At 69.8% G+C, this 15,899-nt stretch carries 16 protein-coding genes; 12 read left to right on the forward strand and 4 right to left on the reverse strand.

What is annotated here, in order from left to right; genetic code table 11:
* Positions 1 to 64 precede the first annotated feature (64 nt).
* Positions 65 to 577 carry a formaldehyde-activating enzyme gene (gene fae, locus ACS5PM_RS24330; RefSeq protein WP_439390322.1) on the forward strand — a complete coding sequence of 171 codons (513 nt, stop codon included), beginning with the start codon at positions 65 to 67 and terminating at the stop codon, positions 575 to 577.
* An 89-nt stretch (positions 578 to 666) separates the two neighbouring features.
* Here the strand turns inward: fae (ACS5PM_RS24330) and ACS5PM_RS24335 are convergent, their stop codons facing one another.
* On the reverse strand, positions 667 to 1,083 hold the full coding sequence (locus tag ACS5PM_RS24335; RefSeq protein WP_439390356.1) for a dihydroneopterin aldolase: 417 nt from the start codon (positions 1,081 to 1,083) through the stop codon (positions 667 to 669).
* Between the two features lie 279 nt (positions 1,084 to 1,362).
* Here ACS5PM_RS24335 and ACS5PM_RS24340 point away from each other — a divergent pair, with 279 nt between their 5' ends.
* Genes ACS5PM_RS24340 through ACS5PM_RS24360 form a run of 5 tightly spaced genes read left to right on the forward strand, consistent with a single transcriptional unit; the run spans position 1,363 to position 6,745 of the window.
* Positions 1,363 to 3,432: a sigma-54-dependent Fis family transcriptional regulator gene (locus ACS5PM_RS24340; RefSeq protein ID WP_439390324.1), complete on the forward strand. Its 2,070-nt coding sequence runs from the start codon at positions 1,363 to 1,365 to the stop codon at positions 3,430 to 3,432.
* Positions 3,365 to 4,081: a flavoprotein gene (locus ACS5PM_RS24345; RefSeq protein WP_439390326.1), complete on the forward strand. Its 717-nt coding sequence runs from the start codon at positions 3,365 to 3,367 to the stop codon at positions 4,079 to 4,081. Before ACS5PM_RS24340 ends, ACS5PM_RS24345 begins: the two co-directional genes overlap by 68 nt.
* Positions 4,060 to 5,457, forward strand: a complete 1,398-nt coding sequence (locus ACS5PM_RS24350; protein WP_439390327.1) for a DUF6513 domain-containing protein — start codon at positions 4,060 to 4,062, stop codon at positions 5,455 to 5,457. Before ACS5PM_RS24345 ends, ACS5PM_RS24350 begins: the two co-directional genes overlap by 22 nt.
* 2 nt (positions 5,458 to 5,459) lie before the next feature.
* Positions 5,460 to 6,044: a DUF447 domain-containing protein gene (locus ACS5PM_RS24355; protein ID WP_439390328.1), complete on the forward strand. Its 585-nt coding sequence runs from the start codon at positions 5,460 to 5,462 to the stop codon at positions 6,042 to 6,044.
* Positions 6,044 to 6,745: a (5-formylfuran-3-yl)methyl phosphate synthase gene (locus tag ACS5PM_RS24360; protein WP_439390329.1), complete on the forward strand. Its 702-nt coding sequence runs from the start codon at positions 6,044 to 6,046 to the stop codon at positions 6,743 to 6,745. Before ACS5PM_RS24355 ends, ACS5PM_RS24360 begins: the two co-directional genes overlap by 1 nt.
* A 9-nt stretch (positions 6,746 to 6,754) precedes the next feature.
* On the opposite strand, the gene ACS5PM_RS24365 is transcribed toward ACS5PM_RS24360, so the two are convergent.
* From ACS5PM_RS24365 to ACS5PM_RS24375, 3 genes are read right to left on the reverse strand one after another with little or no spacing between them, the layout of a single operon-like run.
* Positions 6,755 to 7,354: an amino acid kinase family protein gene (locus ACS5PM_RS24365; protein WP_439390331.1), complete on the reverse strand. Its 600-nt coding sequence runs from the start codon at positions 7,352 to 7,354 to the stop codon at positions 6,755 to 6,757.
* On the reverse strand, positions 7,354 to 8,475 hold the full coding sequence (locus tag ACS5PM_RS24370; RefSeq protein WP_439390332.1) for a hydantoinase/oxoprolinase family protein: 1,122 nt from the start codon (positions 8,473 to 8,475) through the stop codon (positions 7,354 to 7,356). The genes ACS5PM_RS24365 and ACS5PM_RS24370 overlap by 1 nt, the downstream gene beginning before the upstream one ends.
* The gene (locus tag ACS5PM_RS24375; RefSeq protein ID WP_439390333.1) at positions 8,462 to 9,421 is read right to left on the reverse strand and encodes an ATP-grasp domain-containing protein; all 960 of its coding nucleotides are present in this window, start codon (positions 9,419 to 9,421) and stop codon (positions 8,462 to 8,464) included. The genes ACS5PM_RS24370 and ACS5PM_RS24375 overlap by 14 nt, the downstream gene beginning before the upstream one ends.
* Before the next feature lie 20 nt (positions 9,422 to 9,441).
* Between ACS5PM_RS24375 and ACS5PM_RS24380 the strand changes: the two genes are divergently transcribed.
* The 6 genes from ACS5PM_RS24380 to fae (ACS5PM_RS24405) all read left to right on the forward strand — a co-directional run bounded on the left by ACS5PM_RS24380 (position 9,442) and on the right by fae (ACS5PM_RS24405) (position 15,633).
* Positions 9,442 to 10,149: a HisA/HisF-related TIM barrel protein gene (locus ACS5PM_RS24380; protein ID WP_439390335.1), complete on the forward strand. Its 708-nt coding sequence runs from the start codon at positions 9,442 to 9,444 to the stop codon at positions 10,147 to 10,149.
* Between the two features lie 208 nt (positions 10,150 to 10,357).
* Positions 10,358 to 11,644 carry a molybdopterin-binding domain-containing protein gene (locus tag ACS5PM_RS24385; protein WP_439390336.1) on the forward strand — a complete coding sequence of 429 codons (1,287 nt, stop codon included), beginning with the start codon at positions 10,358 to 10,360 and terminating at the stop codon, positions 11,642 to 11,644.
* A complete protein-coding gene (locus ACS5PM_RS24390; protein WP_439390337.1) occupies positions 11,641 to 13,317 on the forward strand; it encodes a formylmethanofuran dehydrogenase subunit A in 1,677 nt (558 codons plus the stop codon). Before ACS5PM_RS24385 ends, ACS5PM_RS24390 begins: the two co-directional genes overlap by 4 nt.
* Positions 13,317 to 14,243 (forward strand): formylmethanofuran--tetrahydromethanopterin N-formyltransferase, encoded by a 927-nt coding sequence (fhcD, locus tag ACS5PM_RS24395; RefSeq protein WP_439390339.1) that lies wholly within the window; start codon positions 13,317 to 13,319, stop codon positions 14,241 to 14,243. Before ACS5PM_RS24390 ends, fhcD begins: the two co-directional genes overlap by 1 nt.
* Positions 14,240 to 15,055: a formylmethanofuran dehydrogenase subunit C gene (locus tag ACS5PM_RS24400; RefSeq protein ID WP_439390340.1), complete on the forward strand. Its 816-nt coding sequence runs from the start codon at positions 14,240 to 14,242 to the stop codon at positions 15,053 to 15,055. The genes fhcD and ACS5PM_RS24400 overlap by 4 nt, the downstream gene beginning before the upstream one ends.
* 38 nt (positions 15,056 to 15,093) lie before the next feature.
* Positions 15,094 to 15,633 carry a formaldehyde-activating enzyme gene (fae, locus tag ACS5PM_RS24405; protein ID WP_439390341.1) on the forward strand — a complete coding sequence of 180 codons (540 nt, stop codon included), beginning with the start codon at positions 15,094 to 15,096 and terminating at the stop codon, positions 15,631 to 15,633.
* The last annotated feature ends 266 nt before the right edge of the window (positions 15,634 to 15,899 follow it).

Here is a 15,899-nt window from a genome sequence, read left to right on the forward strand (position 1 = left end):
GTCGGGGCTGGTAGGTCGGCCAGCATCGTCATGACCCATTACTGCATACAGGAGATAAGGACCCATGGCAAAGATCAATCACATGATGGTCGGCGAATCGCTCGTCGGTGATGGCAATGAAGTCGCCCACATCGACCTCATCATCGGCCCCCGGGGCAGCGCTGCAGAGACGGCCTTCGCCAACGCGCTGACCAACAACAAGGACGGCTTCACCTCGCTGCTGGCCGTGGTCGCGCCGAACCTGCTGACCAAGCCGGCCACGGTGCTGTTCAACAAGGTGACGATCAAGGGCGCCAAGCAGGCCGTGCAGATGTTCGGCCCGGCGCAGCGCGGCGTGGCGATGGCCGTGGCCGATTCCGTCGAGGACGGCACCATCCCGGCCTCCGAAGCCGACAACCTGTTCATCTGCGTCGGCGTCTTCATCCACTGGCTGGCCGAGGACGACAAGAAGATCCAGGACTACAACTACCAGGCCACGCGCGAGTCGATCCAGCGTGCCGTGGCCGGCCTGCCGACGGCCGAGGAAGTGGTGGCCAAGAAGGGCACCGCCGCGCATCCGTTCGCCGCCCACCTGTAGAACCGGTCTGCCTGCCTGAATGCGAACCGCCCCGGGCTCCGGGGCGGTTTGTCGTTCATGGCCGGCGCTGGGGCGGCCGGCTCCTGCGCTCAGCGCTTGCCCGGCACCATGCCGCTTCCGATGAGATGCAGCACGGCGGCGTGGCGGGCCGCGGCCGGAGATTCGCGCTCGATCTGTACGCCCACCGCGGTCACGTCGTCGAACTTGCGCGGCTTGGTCACCTTGACCCGCACCCAGCGCGCGCCGAACTCGTGGATCAGGATGTCCGCGATGGTCTCGGCAAAGGCCTCCAGCAACTGGACGCGATGCTCGCGCAGCAGGCGGTGAAGGCGTGCGTGGACGACGCTGTAGTCGATGGTGTCGCCGATGCGGTCGGTGTCACAGGCCCGCGCGCGTTCCACCCCGACGTGCAGGTCTATGCCCACCGGCTGGGGCTCGTGCAGCTCGCCGTCGTGGATGCCGATGATCGTCCGGCCGACGAAGCCTTCGATGAAGATCACGTCCAGCGGCCGCCCAGAGGCTGGCGAGCCGGCTTCGTCGGGCAGGGGAGGTTCGCGAAAAGTGGGGTTCAAGGGCTTCTCCGGTGGGAACGGGCGCGCGGGGGCGTAGAGTGCGCCGCGTAAGGTGCGAGGCATCGCTCCGCAGAAGTGCAATATGCGGGCCAGTGACGTGAACTTCCGCTCGATACAACTACCCGTGTTTAACCGGGTGTGTGGCCTGGCGGCACGACCCACAATGGCCCGGTTCTGTCGGGTGCCGCCCGGTGCTCTGGAGGCTGTATGGTCATGACACTGCTCGAATCGACGCGAATGGCCGACCAGCACGCCGAGCGCATCCTGCAGCTCGTGCGAGGCGGGAACTTCCACGAGAGCGCCAACGAGGTCCTCGTGCGCTCGTGGGGCCGCTGTCTTGACGAATATCAGCTCGATCCCTCCAAGCCGCGCGATCCGGCCATCGTCACCCAGGCCGAGCTCGAGCAGGCCCGTGCCCGCCGCGCCGATGTCATCCGCTGCGCGCGCTACGAGATGACGACGCTGTACCAGCAGCTCGCCGACATGGAGACCGCGGTCGTCCTCACGGACACCGACGGCGTCATCGTGCATATGGTCTCGTCGCCCGAGTTCGCGGCGGAGGCGGCGCCGCTGGGCCTGCGCTGCGGCGGCGTGTGGAGCGAGGTCCAGGCCGGCACCAACGGCATGGGCACCTGCCTGGCGGCCGGCGCGCCGGTGTCCGTGCGCCGGGAGGACCATTTCTACAACCAGTTCACCCAGCTGACCTGCTCGGCGGTGCCGGTGTGCGACCCGGCCGGCAAGATCGCTGCGGTGCTCGATGTCACCAGCCGCTCCAGCCTCATGCAGCAGCACGTGCTGGTGCTGCTGGGCATGACGGCCCGGATGATCGAGAACCGGCTCATCGACCTGCAGTTCCGCGATGCGCACCCGGTGCACTTCCACAGCCGGCCGGAGTTCGTCTACACCCTGCACGAGGGCAAGCTCGCGGTGTCGGACGACGGCCGGGTGCTGGCGGCCAACCGCAGTGCACTGTTCCAGCTCGGCCTGCAGTCGATGGACGACATCCGCATGCGGCGGGTCGACGACATCTTCCAGAATTCCCTCGAGGACATCCTGACGCGTAGCGCCTCGTCCTCGTACCACCCGGTGGTCACCTACCGCAGCGGGGCCGCGCTTCGATTCTTCGCCGTCGCCCGGCGGCCGGCGGCCGAGCATGCCTCCGAGCGCACGCACGAGCACGGCACCGCCGAAAGGGGCGTCCCGACGGTGATCACGCCGGAAGCGCCTTCGTCCCGGCTGCGAGCAGCGAGCCAGCGGCCGGTGACCGCCGCCAGCACCTTCCGCGATCCGCAACTCGTGACGCACCTGGAGACGGCGCGCCGCGTCATTGCTCGTCGCACGCCGGTGCTGCTGTGCGCCGAGACGGGAGCCGGCAAGGAGATCTTCGCCCGCGCCGTGCATGAGGCCAGCCCGCACGCCGGCGGGGCCTTCGTGGCGGTGAACTGCGCGAGCCTGCCGGAGACGCTGATCGAGGCCGAGCTCTTCGGCTACCGCGCCGGCGCCTTCACGGGTGCCCAGCGCACCGGCCGTCGAGGCAAGGTGCTGCAGGCCGATGGCGGCACCCTCTTCCTCGACGAGATAGCCGACATGCCGCTGGCCCTGCAGGCCCGGCTGCTGCGCGTGCTGGACGAGCGGCAGGTCACGCCGCTCGGCACCGAGGAGACGCTGCCGGTCGACTTCCAGCTCATCAGCGCCAGTCACCGCCACCTGCCCACGCTGGTCAAGGAAGGCAGCTTCCGCGAAGACCTGTACTACCGCCTCGCCGGCATAGAGTTGCAACTGCCCGCCCTGCGCGAGCGCAGCGACCGGCTCGACATCATCATGGCGGCACTGGCCAGCGAGGCCGGGCCCAAGACCACGCTCAGTGCCGATGCGCAGGCGCTGCTGATGGATCACCCCTGGCCCGGCAACATCCGCCAGCTGCGCCACGTGCTGCGCAGCGCCGCCGCGCTGGCCGACGGCAAGACCATCACCCGCGAGCACCTGCCATCGCTGGTCACTTCGCACGCGCCGGCACAGCTGCTCGGCGAACGCCAGCAGCCCCGGCTGTCCGGCCTCGCCGCGCCGGTCCCGCCGGTGGCGGCCGCGGATGCCGCTGCGAACGAGGCCCCGGCGCCGGTCAAGCTCAACCCCATTCAAGCGAACGAACGTCAGGTGTTGCTGCAGATGCTGGAGCTGCACCGCTGGAACGTGAGCAATGTCGCCAAGGCGCTGGATGTCAGCCGAAACACCCTCTACCGCAAGCTCCACAAGCTTCACATCGAGATCTCCCACCCCGACTGAAGCGCAGGTCCCGGCCGCCGAGCCTCGCGCCCACGGCGCCAGGGTCGCGCGCGAGTCGGGTGAAGACGATCTGCCGCTGCTGGATTCGCCGCCGCGCTCGCGCTTTGCCTGGTGCGTCACCGGCTCCGGCCACTTCCTCGAAGAGTCCATGGCGCTGGCCGCGCGCCTGCCGGCGGTGGACCTGTTCCTCTCGGCCGCGGCCGAGGAGGTGCTGCCGCTGTACAAGCTGCGCCTCGAGGAGCTGAAGAAGCAGTTCCGCGTCATCCGGGACAGGACGGCCAGCGGAGTGCCGGTCGGCATGCTCTACGAGGACATCTACCACACCGTGGTGGTCGCGCCCGCCACCAGCAACACCGTGGCCAAGTGCGCCTTCGGCATCAGCGATTCGCTGCCGACCAACATGTTCGCCCAGGCGGGCAAGCTGGGCATTCTCGGCATCGTCTTCGCCTGCGACACCGAGCCGGTGGTCGTCACCAAGTCGCCGCATGACTGGGTCACGTTGCGGCCGCGGCGCATAGAGTTGTCCAACGTGGAGCGCCTGCGGGAGATCGACTACTGCCAGGTCGTGAGCTCGCCGGCCGACCTGGAGGCTGCGCTGGAGGCCCGCCTGAAGGAACTCTCGCTGGCATGGAACACATCGTCTTCCTGACCGGGCGGCTGGCCCAGCCCAGCCTGGAGCGCGTGCTGGCCGGCATCGAAGGGGCGCCCTTCACCTGGGAGGTGCGCGAAATCGGCCTGCAGGTGGCGGCGCTGATGACCGCCGACATGATCCGGCGCCGCGTTGCCGCGCCGGTCGCGGCCAGCCGCATCATCGTGCCCGGCCGCTGCCGGGGCGACGTGGAAGAACTCAGCCGGCATTTCGGGGTGAAGGTGCAGCGCGGGCCTGAGGAGCTGAAGGACCTGCCTCGATTCTTCGACCGCGCCGCCAAGCCGATCGACCTGGACGAGTACGAGGTCGCAATCTTTGCCGAGATCGTCGATGCGCCCCGGCTGTCGGTCGAAGCCATCGTGGAACGGGCGCGCCGCTACGCCGCGGATGGCGCCAACGTCATCGACCTCGGCGGCCTGCCCGAAACGCGCTTCGACCACCTGGAAGACAGCGTACGTGCGCTCAAGGCCGAGGGCTTCTCGGTGAGCGTCGATTCAATCGACCCGGACGAGCTCCTGCGCGGCGGCCAAGCCGGCGCCGACTACCTGCTCAGCCTCAACCTGGACACGCTCTGGGTGGCCGACGAGGTGGCCTCGACGCCGGTGCTGATCCCGCGGGTGCCCAGCGACGAAGCCTCCTTGCACGAGGCCATCGAGCAGCTGCAGCGAAGAGGCCGCGCGTTCCTGGCCGACCCCATCCTGGACCCGATTCCTTTCGGCCTCACGGCGTCCATCGTGCGCTACCACCGGCTGCGCGAGCGCTTCCCCGAAGTGCCGATCATGATGGGCATAGGCAACGTGACCGAGCTCACCGAGGCCGACACCAGCGGCATCAACGCCGTGCTGTTCGGCATGGCGGCCGAGCTGAAGATCGCGGCGGTGCTGACCACGCAGGTGAGCGCACATGCCAGGCGCGCCGTGCGCGAGGCCGACAAGGCGCGGCGCATCATGCATGCCGCGGCTCGCCTGAACAGCCTGCCCAAGGGCATGGACGACGCGCTGATGACGGTGCACGACAAGCGGCCGTTCCCCGACACGCCGGCCGAGATCGAGGCCGTCGCGGCCCAGGTGAAGGACCCCAACTTTCGCGTCCAGGTGTCGGCCGAGGGCCTGCACGTCTACAACCGGGATGGGCTGCGCCTCGGGCACGACCCTTTCGAGCTGTGGCCGCAGTTGCGGCTGGGCGAGGACGCGCCGCACGCCTTCTACATGGGCGTGGAACTTGCACGCGCCGAGATTGCGTGGCGGCTCGGCAAGCGCTACGTGCAGGACCAGCCGCTGGACTGGGGCTGCGCCGACGACCGAGCGCCGCAGGACCTGAACCGCTGGTGTGCCCCCGGAACGACGATGTCGAGCAAGACGAAGACCGAATCCTGAAGATGAACGATGTGATCTTCGAAACCGTCGTCACGACGGTGTCGCCCGACGGCACGCCGCACGTGGCGCCCATGGGCATCCGTTACCGTGAGGGTGAAGGCGAAGTCGTGCTGATGCCCTTCAAGCCCTCCACGACGCTGGACAACATCCTCGCCACCGGCCACGCGGCGCTCAACATCGTGGTCGACACGCGGGTGTTCGCCGGATGCGTGACCGGCAGGCGAACCTGGCCGCTGGTGCCCACGCAGCGCATCGAGGGCATCCGTCTCGCCAGCGCCTTGCGGCACCTCGAGCTGCGGCTGGCCGACCAACAGGACGACGACCAGCGGCCGGTCCTGCGCATGGCCGTGGTCCATGAGGCCGACCACGCGCCGTTTCCAGGCTTCAACCGGGCGCAGGCCGCGGTGGTGGAGGGCGCCATCCTCGTCAGCCGCCTGCGCATGCTGCCGGCCGCCAAGGTGGACGCCGAGATGGCCTACCTGCAAATCGCCATCGACAAGACCGCCGGGCCGAACGAGCACGAGGCGTGGGGCTGGATCGTCGAGGCGGTGGCCAAGCACCGCGCGCGATCCGGGGAGCCGAGCTGATGCGCTTGCTCGTCAGTGTGAGAGACGTCGATGAAGCGCTGACCGCGGCCCGAGGCGGTGCCGACTTCATAGACCTCAAGGAGCCCGGGCAGGGCGCGCTAGGCGGCCTGCCGCCAGAGGTGATCCGCGAGATCGTCGCCGCGCTGCGCGGGCAGGACATCCGGCTGCCGGTGAGCGCGACCATTGGTGACGTGCCTGTGGATCGCCTGGACGAGCTGCTGGCGCAGGTGGCTGCGGTGGGCTGCAGCGCGGTCGACTACGTGAAGGTAGGCATCGAGCCCGCGCCCGAGGGCAGCCCGGCCTGGCGTGCCCTGGAGGAGCTGGCCCGCTGCGGCTTCAGCATCGTGCCGGTGTTCCTGGCCGACCGCGGCCTGGATTTCGCGCAGCTGCGGCACGCCTGCCGGCTCGGTTTCCCGGCCCTCATGGCCGACACCGCGGAAAAGCGCTCGGGCAGCCTGCTCGAGGTCGTTTCAAGGGCTGATATTCGCCGCTTCGTCGATGTCGTGCGTGATGCGGGAAAGCTGGTGGGTCTCGCCGGTGCCTTGCGTGCTACGGATGCCCCGGCGCTGGCCGCGATCGGCCCGGACTTCGCAGGCTTTCGCACGGCGGTCTGCGAAGGCCATCGCGCTGCGGCGCTCGACCCGAAGCGCCTGCAGGGCCTGCGAGCCGCGATGCAAGAGGCGGTCGCCATCGCGGGCTGATGGACAGCCTCAAAGCGCCTCGTAGCGGGCGTCGCCCAGCAGCAGGCTGCGCATGCGGCCCAGTTCGCTCTTGTGCAGGATCTCGATCGGGAAGGCGGCTGCGCTGGCCAGCGTCGCGAAGCGCCGGTCCACGATGCCGGCTTCGCCCAGCTGGCCGACGGTGAGTTCGGGATCGACAAGGCAGGACTTCACCAGCACCAGCCGTTCGGCGTTGAGCTTGCGCGCCAGGTCCAGGGCAATGCTGTCCGACGTGGCGTCCCAGTTGGTGTCGGCCTCGAGCTTGTCGCGCTGCAGCTCGAAAGGCAGCCACACCGCCGTCTTGCCCTTGTGCAGCACGCGCCGGATCTCGGCCTTGCTCGTGGTCAGCTGCAGCATAGGGTTCAGGGCGTGCAGCTGGTAGGCGAACTGCACCATCGCCAGCACGGCCATGTTGTGCGCCGCCAGGTCGCCGAAGGACCAGTGGGCCTGGATGCGCCGCACCTCGTCGGCGAAAGTTCCGCCGCCGGAAACCACGGTGACTCGCCCTCCGCCGAGGCTGGTGAGCAGGTCCAGCCAGTCGGGCAGGACCGGATCCACGCTCAGGCTGCCGCCCAGCTTGACGATCCACATCAGGGCTGCTCCGCATGCAGCAAGGCCGCGACGGCGACGCAGGGCGCGCACACCTGCGCCCAGGCGCGCACCGAGGCGGCTTCGGCCTGCGCGCCTGGAGCCAGGCGCGCGACGTCGGTTCCATAGGCGTGGCCGCCGTCGAAGGATTCGCTCCCGCCGGCATCGGCCAACGTGCGCGCACGGGCCGCCACATTGGCGGCCAGGAAATCGCCGCAGCCCGCGCTGACGTAGGGCGTTCCGGGCGAAAGGCCGTGGGCGGTCATCACCCGGTGCAGCTGGCCGCCCAGCTCGTCGACCTGGTGGCCGCGCCAGGCCCGGGCGAACCGGAGCCAGTCCTGGGACGTGCCGTCGCGCTCGTCCAGCCCGACCATGCGGGCAAGCCGCCGCCGCGTGGCCACCAGGTCCTTGGGGGCGTTGTCGGCCGCGGGGTAGAGGTCGTGCGCGTCGTTCAGCTCGCCGGTGAGGCGGTAGACATCGGCCACGGTGGCGAAGAACTCGTTCATCACGTTGAGCTGCTGCCCTTGCCATTCGATGCGGCGGGTGAGGGCGCACAACGGCGTCCGCACGACGCCCTGGTAGACCAGCTCGCCCGTGGCCAGGCGCTGGGCGTCCGTCCGGCTGTTGCCCAGCACGCGGCCGCCGCGGAAGGCGATCAGGTCGGTGGTGGTGCTGCCTATGTCGATGAGCACGCCTTCGCCGAAGACGCGTGCGGCATGCCGGGCGGTGGCCAGCCAGTTGGCCGAGGCGATGTGCTCCCACAGGCGCGGCACCTGCGCCGCGTCGCACCAGCCGGCATCGCCGGCGAACAGCCGCAGCCTCGCGCCGTCTTCTGCCGGTCGCAGCGTGCGCAGCAACTGCCAGGTGATGCGCTTGACGCCTTCCTCCCGTTCGGAGAAGAGGTCCACCATCTCGCCGGTCATCGTCACTGCATGCCAGGCGTCGTCCGGCATGGGCCAGCGCCGGCGGGCGGTCTGCAGGGCGTGCTCCAGGTGCTCCATGCCCTGCCAGAGCGGGCAGGCCCACTGCGCCACGTCCAGCACCAGCCCGTCCTGCATCAGGCAGGCCTTCACATGGGCCCCGCCCACGTCCCAGCCGATGATGGTGCGTTCAGGCGTGGCCATGGGACGGCGCCGCATGGGCCTGCAGGATGTCGGCCGCAAGGTTGCGGCCGAGCGATGCCGACAGCCCGACGTAGGCGCAGGTGACCCGCGGGTTCACCTCGATCAGCACCGGCCCGCAGTGCGCGTGCCAGACGAAGTCGACGCCGACGAAGCCGCGCAGGCCGGGAAGGTGACGCGCCACCTGGGAGGCCAGCGCCTGCATCGTCCGCATCCGGGGATCGTCCGGCGGCACGACGTTGGGCTCGACGCCCTCGAAGCTCACCAGGCCTTCGCCATCGACCCGGATGTGCTGCCGGTTCACGCTGAGCACCTCGGCGCGGCCGGGGCTGCACAGCAAGGACAGGCTCAGCGGCTCGCCGGCGATCCACGGCTCCATCGTCATCGGGACGCCCTGTCGCGAGCGCAGCGCCCAGTCGTCCCAGGCGCCGTCCTGGCTGTCATGCACGCGGGTGGCCAGGGCGCCGGCGCCGTCGTCGGGCTTGACCACCCAGCGGTCCACCTGCGGAGCGTGGGCGAAGGCCAGCGGCGTGGCGACCCCATGCTCGGCCAGGCGCATCAGCGTGGCCCGCTTGCCGGTGGTCAGGTGGATGGCGGTGGCATCGCAGCCTATCCAGCGCGCCGGATCCACGATGCGGCACAGGGCTTCGAGCAGGCCGTCGGTCTCGGGGGCGACGACCCAGGTGAAGTCATGGCGGTCGGCCTGGCGGGCCACGAAATCGAGCGGCAGCTCGCCGCTTTCCGGCACCACGGCCGCGGCCCGGCCCGTCGGCAGTGGTGCCCGCGAGCAGGTGGCGACGGTGGTCGCGCAATCGGCAACCTGCAGCAGATCGCCTGTGAGAGCGTCGCGCATCGACAGTCCCATCGGCATCAGCTCGTCGATCGCCTCCTCATCGCCGTCCAACACTCCACCCCCGCTGAGATACTCGTACACGAACACCCGTTTCATCGTCTGTCCTGGTGATCCGAATGACTGTCATTCCCGTCATCGACCTGATGCAGGGCCAAGTGGTCCGCGGCGTCGGCGGCCACCGGTCGGCATACCGGCCGATCGTGTCCCGCCTTTGCGCCGGCAGCGAGCCGGTGGCGGTGGCGCGAGCGCTGTGCGCGCATTGCGCTGCTTCGCAGCTGTATGTCGCCGATCTGGATGCGTTGCAGGGCCAGGCATGGCAGACCGATGCGCTGCGGGCGCTCCTGAGCGCGCTGCCGGATGTCGAGCTGTGGCTCGATGGCGGCTTCGCCGAAGCGGCCGATGTGTTGCGGCTGCGCGCGGCGCTGGGCCCTTCTGCCGAACGTGTGGTGCCGGTCTTTGGCAGCGAATCGCTCGCTTCGGTAGAAGCGCTGACCGAATGCTTCGGCAGCGCGAGTCCCGGCGAGGCGATCCTTTCGCTGGACCGGCGCGGCGCCCGGCGGCTGGACCCGGCTGGCTGCTGGGATGCCGTGGCGCAGTGGCCCCGGCGCGTCATCGTGATGACCCTGGAGCGGGTCGGGTCCGCCGCCGGCCCCGATCTCGAAGTGTTGTCATCCCTGCAAGCCCAGGCCCCCCTGACGCAATTCATAGGCGCGGGCGGCATCCGTGACCAGGCGGACCTGGACCGTGCGCGCGAAGCCGGCGCCACGGCGTGGCTGGTGGCGAGCGCGCTGCACGACGGTCGCCTTTCGCGACTTCCCGGCTGATGCCCTGAAATGAACGTGATCGACAGCATGGCCGGGGGTGCATCACGATTCGTGCCACCGCCTCGGCCGCGCAGGCAGGCCGCCTGCTGGCGCTGAAGCCGCCAGAAACGCTACATAGTGTTCCAGTTCTGGCCGAGCGGTCGGGACATGCGGCGGGCGCGGCATAGGGCGCGCGCCAGTGGCACATGGCTTGCGTCATCGGGCCCACATGACTCTCGTCGCCGCCCCTTCCGCCGCGGTCGCGCCCTGGACCTGCCCGTTCTGCCCCTTGCTCTGCGATGACCTGGCCGTGGCGGCCGCGGGTCCGGCCGGCACTCTCGGCCTGTCGGGTGGCGAATGCCCGAGGGCCCAGGCTGCACTGAGCCGGTTCACGGCCGAGCCTTCGAGCGCCTCGCCCAGCATCGACGGCCGCCCCTGCGACCTGGACGCGGCCGTTGCGGCCGCCGCGCGCATCCTCGCGGGCAGCCGCCAGCCGCTGTTCGGCGGCCTGGGCACCGACGTGGCGGGTGCTCGAGCGCTATACCGGCTGGCTTGCGAAACCGGTGCCATCTGCGATGCCGCGCGCGGTTCGGAGCTGATGCAGGGCCAGCGCACGCTGCAGGACCACGGCGGCTTCCTCACCACGCTGGCCGAGGTGCGCACGCGTGCCGACCTCGTCGTCTTGGTCGGTGGGCTGCCGGCGCGCCATGCACCGCGCTTGCTGCAGCGCTGCGGCGTGGGAGATGCTGAAGGCCCCGAGCGCCAGGTCGTTCTGCTCGGCGGCAAGGCGGGCGACGAAGCCGAGCTCGCCGGCCTGGCCCGGGTGGCGGTGAAGACCGTGGCCCCCGGCGCCGACCTTTTCAGGACGGTCGCTCAGCTCGGTGCCCTGGTCGGCGGGCGAGTCGTGCGTGATGCTGGCCCTGGCCTGGCCGACCTGGCGGGGCGCCTGCACGGTGCGTCCTATGCGGTCTTCGTCGGCGCCGTGGCCGACCTGCCTGCCGAGGGCGCCCTGATCATGGAAGGCCTGCACCGCTGCGTCGGGGAGCTGAACCTTCGCAGCCGCGCTGCCGTGCTGTGGGTCGGCGGCGGGGACGGCGCGGCCACGGTCAACCAGACCTTCGCCTGGCTGTCGGGGCTGCCCTTGCGCTCGCGCACCGGCCCTGCCGGCATCGAGCACGATCCGCTTCGCTTCGATGCGGTACGGCTGCTGGACGACGGTGCCGTGGACGCCCTGCTGTGGGTGTCGAGTTTCGGGCCCGAATCGCCGCCGCCTTCAACGGCCGTGCCGCGTATCGTGCTCGGCCATCCGGCGGCTGCGCCGGCGGGCCGCGACGGTACGGTGTTCATCCCGGTCTCGACTCCCGGCATCGGCACGCCGGGTCACTTGTTCCGCACGGATGGAAGCGTCGTGCTGCCGCTGCTCCCGGTCTACACCGATGGCTTGCCGAGCGTGGCGGAGGTCGTGGGCCGGTTGACTTCGGCGGTGGTGGCGGCACGAGCAGGGCAGGCGGCATGAGCAGCATCCGCCTGCGTGGCGGCCGGGTGGTGGACCCGGCCAACGGCATCGATCTCGAGCAGCGGGATGTGCAATGGCGCGATGGCCGCATCGTGGCGCCCGGCGCCGATCCGGTCGACGAGGAGATCGATGTCACCGGCTGCGTGGTCATGGCCGGCGGCATCGACATGCACACCCACATCGGCGGCGGCAAGGTCAACCTCGCGCGCATGCTGCTGCCCGAGGACCACCGCGCCAACGGCAATCCGATCGCCTTGCCGGCCAATCCGCTGGAGCTGCCTTCTTGCGGCACTTGCACACCGGGCACGCTCGCCACCGGCTACCGCTATGTCGAGATGGGCTACACGGCCGCCTTCGAGCCGGCCATGATGGCCTGCAACGCGCGCCACACCCACCTGGAGATGGGCGACATCCCGGTGCTGGATCACGGCGCCTACGTGATGCTCGGCAACGACGAGCTCTTCCTGCAGATGCTCGCCGAAGGATGGGACTTCGAGCGCATCCGCGACTACGCCGCCTGGACGATCCACGCCAGCAAGGCGATGGGCGTGAAGGTGGTCAACCCCGGTGGCATCTCGGCCTTCAAGTTCAACCAGCGCAAGCTCGACGTCGACGAGGAGCACCGGCACTGGCGCATCACGCCGCGCCAGGTGGTGCACACCCTGGCCCGGGCGCTGCACGAGCTGGGCGTGCCCCATCCGCTGCACATCCACGGCAGCAACCTGGGCGTCGCCGGCAACATCGGCTCGACGCTGGAGACCATCGCCGCGCTCGATGGCTTGCGTGGCCACCTCACCCACGTGCAGTTCCATGCCTACGGCACCGAGGGGCCGAAGAAGTTCTCGTCCGCCGCGCTGCAGCTGGCCGAGGCGGTCAATGCCCATCCGAACATCAGCATCGACGTCGGCCAGATCATGTTCGGCCAGACGGTGACCGCCTCGGGCGACACCATGCGCCAGCATGCGCAGTCCGCCTTCGCCAACCCGCGCAAGTGGACCGGGGCCGACATCGAGTGCGAGGCGGGCTGCGGGGTCGTGCCCTTCAAGTACCGCGAGCAGAGCTTCGTGAATGCCTTGCAATGGGTGATAGGTCTGGAGCTCTTCCTGCTAGTCGACGACCCGTGGCGCGTGGTACTGACCACCGACCATCCGAACGGCGGGCCGTTCACCAGTTATCCGCACCTGATCCGCCTGCTCATGGACCGCGGCTTCCGTGAAGAGCAATTGGCCAAGCTGCATCCCGAGGTGGCGGCCAACGCGGCACTGCGCTCCATCACGCGCGAGCTCTCGCTCTACGAGATCGCCATCATGACGAGGGCCGGGCCGGCGCGGCTGCTGGGCCTGGCCGACCGCGGCCAGCTGGGCCCGGGCGCCGCCGCCGACATCGCCGTCTACCGCGAGGAGGCGGACCGGGAGCGCATGTTCACCACGCCCGAGTACGTGTTCAAGGATGGGCAGCTGGTGGCGCGGGCCGGGCGCGTCACCGCGGTGCCGGTCGGCGGCACGCACTTCGTCGAGCCGGACTATGACCGCGGCATAGAGCAGACCTTGCGTGGTCATCTCGCCCGCCACGGCTCGGTGAACTTCGACCACATCGCCATCCGGCACGACGAGCTGTGCTCGTGCTGCAACGGCGGGCGGCTGCTGCCGGCGGCGTGCTTCGAGGCCACCTGATGGGCGAAGCCGTCGAACGCAATGGCGTCGTCATCGACGATGGCTTCGCGGAGGCCTTCCCGATGAAGGCGACGCGGGTGATCATCACCGCGCACAACCTGGCCTGGGCTCGCCATGCTGCGGTGGCGGCGACCGGCTTCGCGACCTCGGTGATCGCCTGCGGCTGCGAGGCGGGCATAGAGCGCGAGCTGTCGCCCGAAGAGACGCCCGATGGCCGGCCCGGTCAAAGCGTGCTGATCTTCGCGATGTCGGGCAAGGAGCTCGCCAAGCAGCTGGAGCGCCGCATCGGCCAGTGCGTGCTGACCTGCCCGACCACCGCGGCCTATGCCGGCATCGCCGAGGGCGAGGCGGTGGCGCTGGGCAAGAACCTGCGCTTCTTCGGCGACGGCTGGCAGATCTCCAAGGTGATCAATGGCGTGCGCTACTGGCGCATCCCGGTGATGGATGGCGAGTTCGTCGCGCAGGAGACGACCGGCATCGTCAAGGCCGTGGGCGGCGGCAACCTGCTTTTCCTGGCGAGGGACACCGACACCGCCCTTGCCGTGGCCGAATCGGCGGTCGCGGCCATGCGCCGCCTGCCGAACGTCGTCATGCCGTTCCCTGGAGGCGTGGTGCGTTCCGGCTCCAAGGTGGGCAGCAAGTACCCCGCGCTCGGGGCCTCGACCAACGACGCGTTCTGCCCCAGCCTGGTGGGCCTGGTCGAACGCAGCGAGCTGACGGCCGAGACACGCTGCGTGCTCGAGATCGTCATCGATGGGTTGACCGAAGCCGACGTGGCGGCCGCCATGAGGGCAGGGATGGACGCGGGCATCGAGATCGGCTCGACGGGGGGGCTGCTACGCATCTCGGCCGGCAACTACGGCGGCAAGCTCGGGCCGTATCACTTCCATCTGCACAAGCTGCTGGCTGGCGGAGGCAACGCATGAGCGGCTGGAGGCTTCAGCTGCGGCAGGCCCCGCCCTTGAGGGTCGACCTGCGTGGCATCACGCCATCAACGCTTGCCGGGCTGGACGGCGCCTCGGTGGAGCAGCTGAAGGTGGGCTACGGCAACGCGGCGCTGCCGCTGGCGGAGTTCTTCAGCGTGGCGCCGGCGAGTGAGGATGCCTTGGTGCTCGAGGGCGACCTGTCCCGCGTCGACCGGATCGGCTGGCAGATGGACGGTGGCCGGATGCTGGTCGATGGTCCTGCCGGCGACCAGGCCGGCGGCTGCATGCGGGCCGGCGAGCTGCTGATCAAGGGCTGCGCCGGCGTGCTGGTGGCTTGCGAGATGGCCGGCGGGACGCTGGTGGTCGAAGGCGACGCGGGCGACTTCGGCGCCAGTACCTTGCCCGGCAGCATGGATGGCATGCGCGGCGGGACGCTGGTCGTCAAGGGCCGCGTCGGCCATCGCTTCGGCGATCGCATGCGGCGTGGCACGGTCGTGTTGCACGGCGACGCTGGCGACTTCCTTGGCTCGCGCATGGTGGCCGGCACCATCGCGCTGGGCGGGCAGGCGGGGGCGCACGTGGCCTACGGCATGCGCCGGGGCAGCCTCGTCTTCGCGGGCGGGCGCCCCGCGGCTGGACTGCCCGATACCTTCGTGCCGGCCGGTGCCGAGGCCGCCGTGTTCTGGCAGTTGCTGTCGCGCGAGCTGGCCCGCCATGGCGGGACCTTCGAATCGCTCCCGCGCCGCCGCATCGAGCGCCACCTGGGAGACCGCGCCGTGGCGGGTAAGGGCGAGCTGATCTTCGCGGGCTGAAGGGTCCGTCTTATCGTGAGTGCAGGAGCCGATCGACCATGAACAGCAAGACCAACTACATCTTCCACGCCGGGGAGGCCACCGTGCTGGCGAGGGAAGGCCAGGCCACCGACGCGATGCCCGAGATCCTGATCGGCCGCACCGATGGCCCGGTGGGCGCGGCCTTCGCCAACATGATGGCGCAGAGCAAGGGCCACACCGCGATGTTCGCCATCCGGGCCTGCAACCAGATGGTCCGGCCGGCGACCATCTGCGTGCCCAAGGTGACGCTGAAGGACGCGGCCAACATCGATCTGTTCGGCGGCGTGGTGCAAAGCGCAACCGCCGACGCGGTGCTCGACTGCGTGATCGAAGGCGTCATCCCGCAGCAACTCGTCAACGAGCTTTGCATCATCAGCCTGGTGTGGATAGACCCGCGCTGCGCCAAGGACGAGCAGCTGGACAAGAAGGACATGTACCGCACCAACTACGAGGCCACCAAGCTCGCCATCCGCCGCGCCCTGGCCAACGAGCCGTCGATCGAGGAGCTGATCGCCAACCGCCGCACGATCAAGCACGACATGGACGACTGGAGCTGAAGGAGTTCGCGACGTGCTTGCGCAGCACATCTCCCATGGGCCGGCGCCGACCTCCGCGCGGACACCGTACCTCACCGTTCGGCCCGAGCCTGTCGAAGGCCCGTGGGCGGAGTGCTGGCCTGCCCTTCGACAGGCTCAGGGCGAACGGGGTGGGGGATTCGGCCACCCCACCATTCGGCCTGAGCACCACCCCGCCGTTCGGCCTGAGCCGGTCGAAGGCCCAGGGGTGGAGTGGTGGCCTGCCCTTCGACAGGCTCAGGGCGAAC

It is taken from the genome of Ideonella flava (assembly GCF_051857595.1).
In the GTDB taxonomy this organism is placed as follows: domain Bacteria; phylum Pseudomonadota; class Gammaproteobacteria; order Burkholderiales; family Burkholderiaceae_C; genus Ideonella.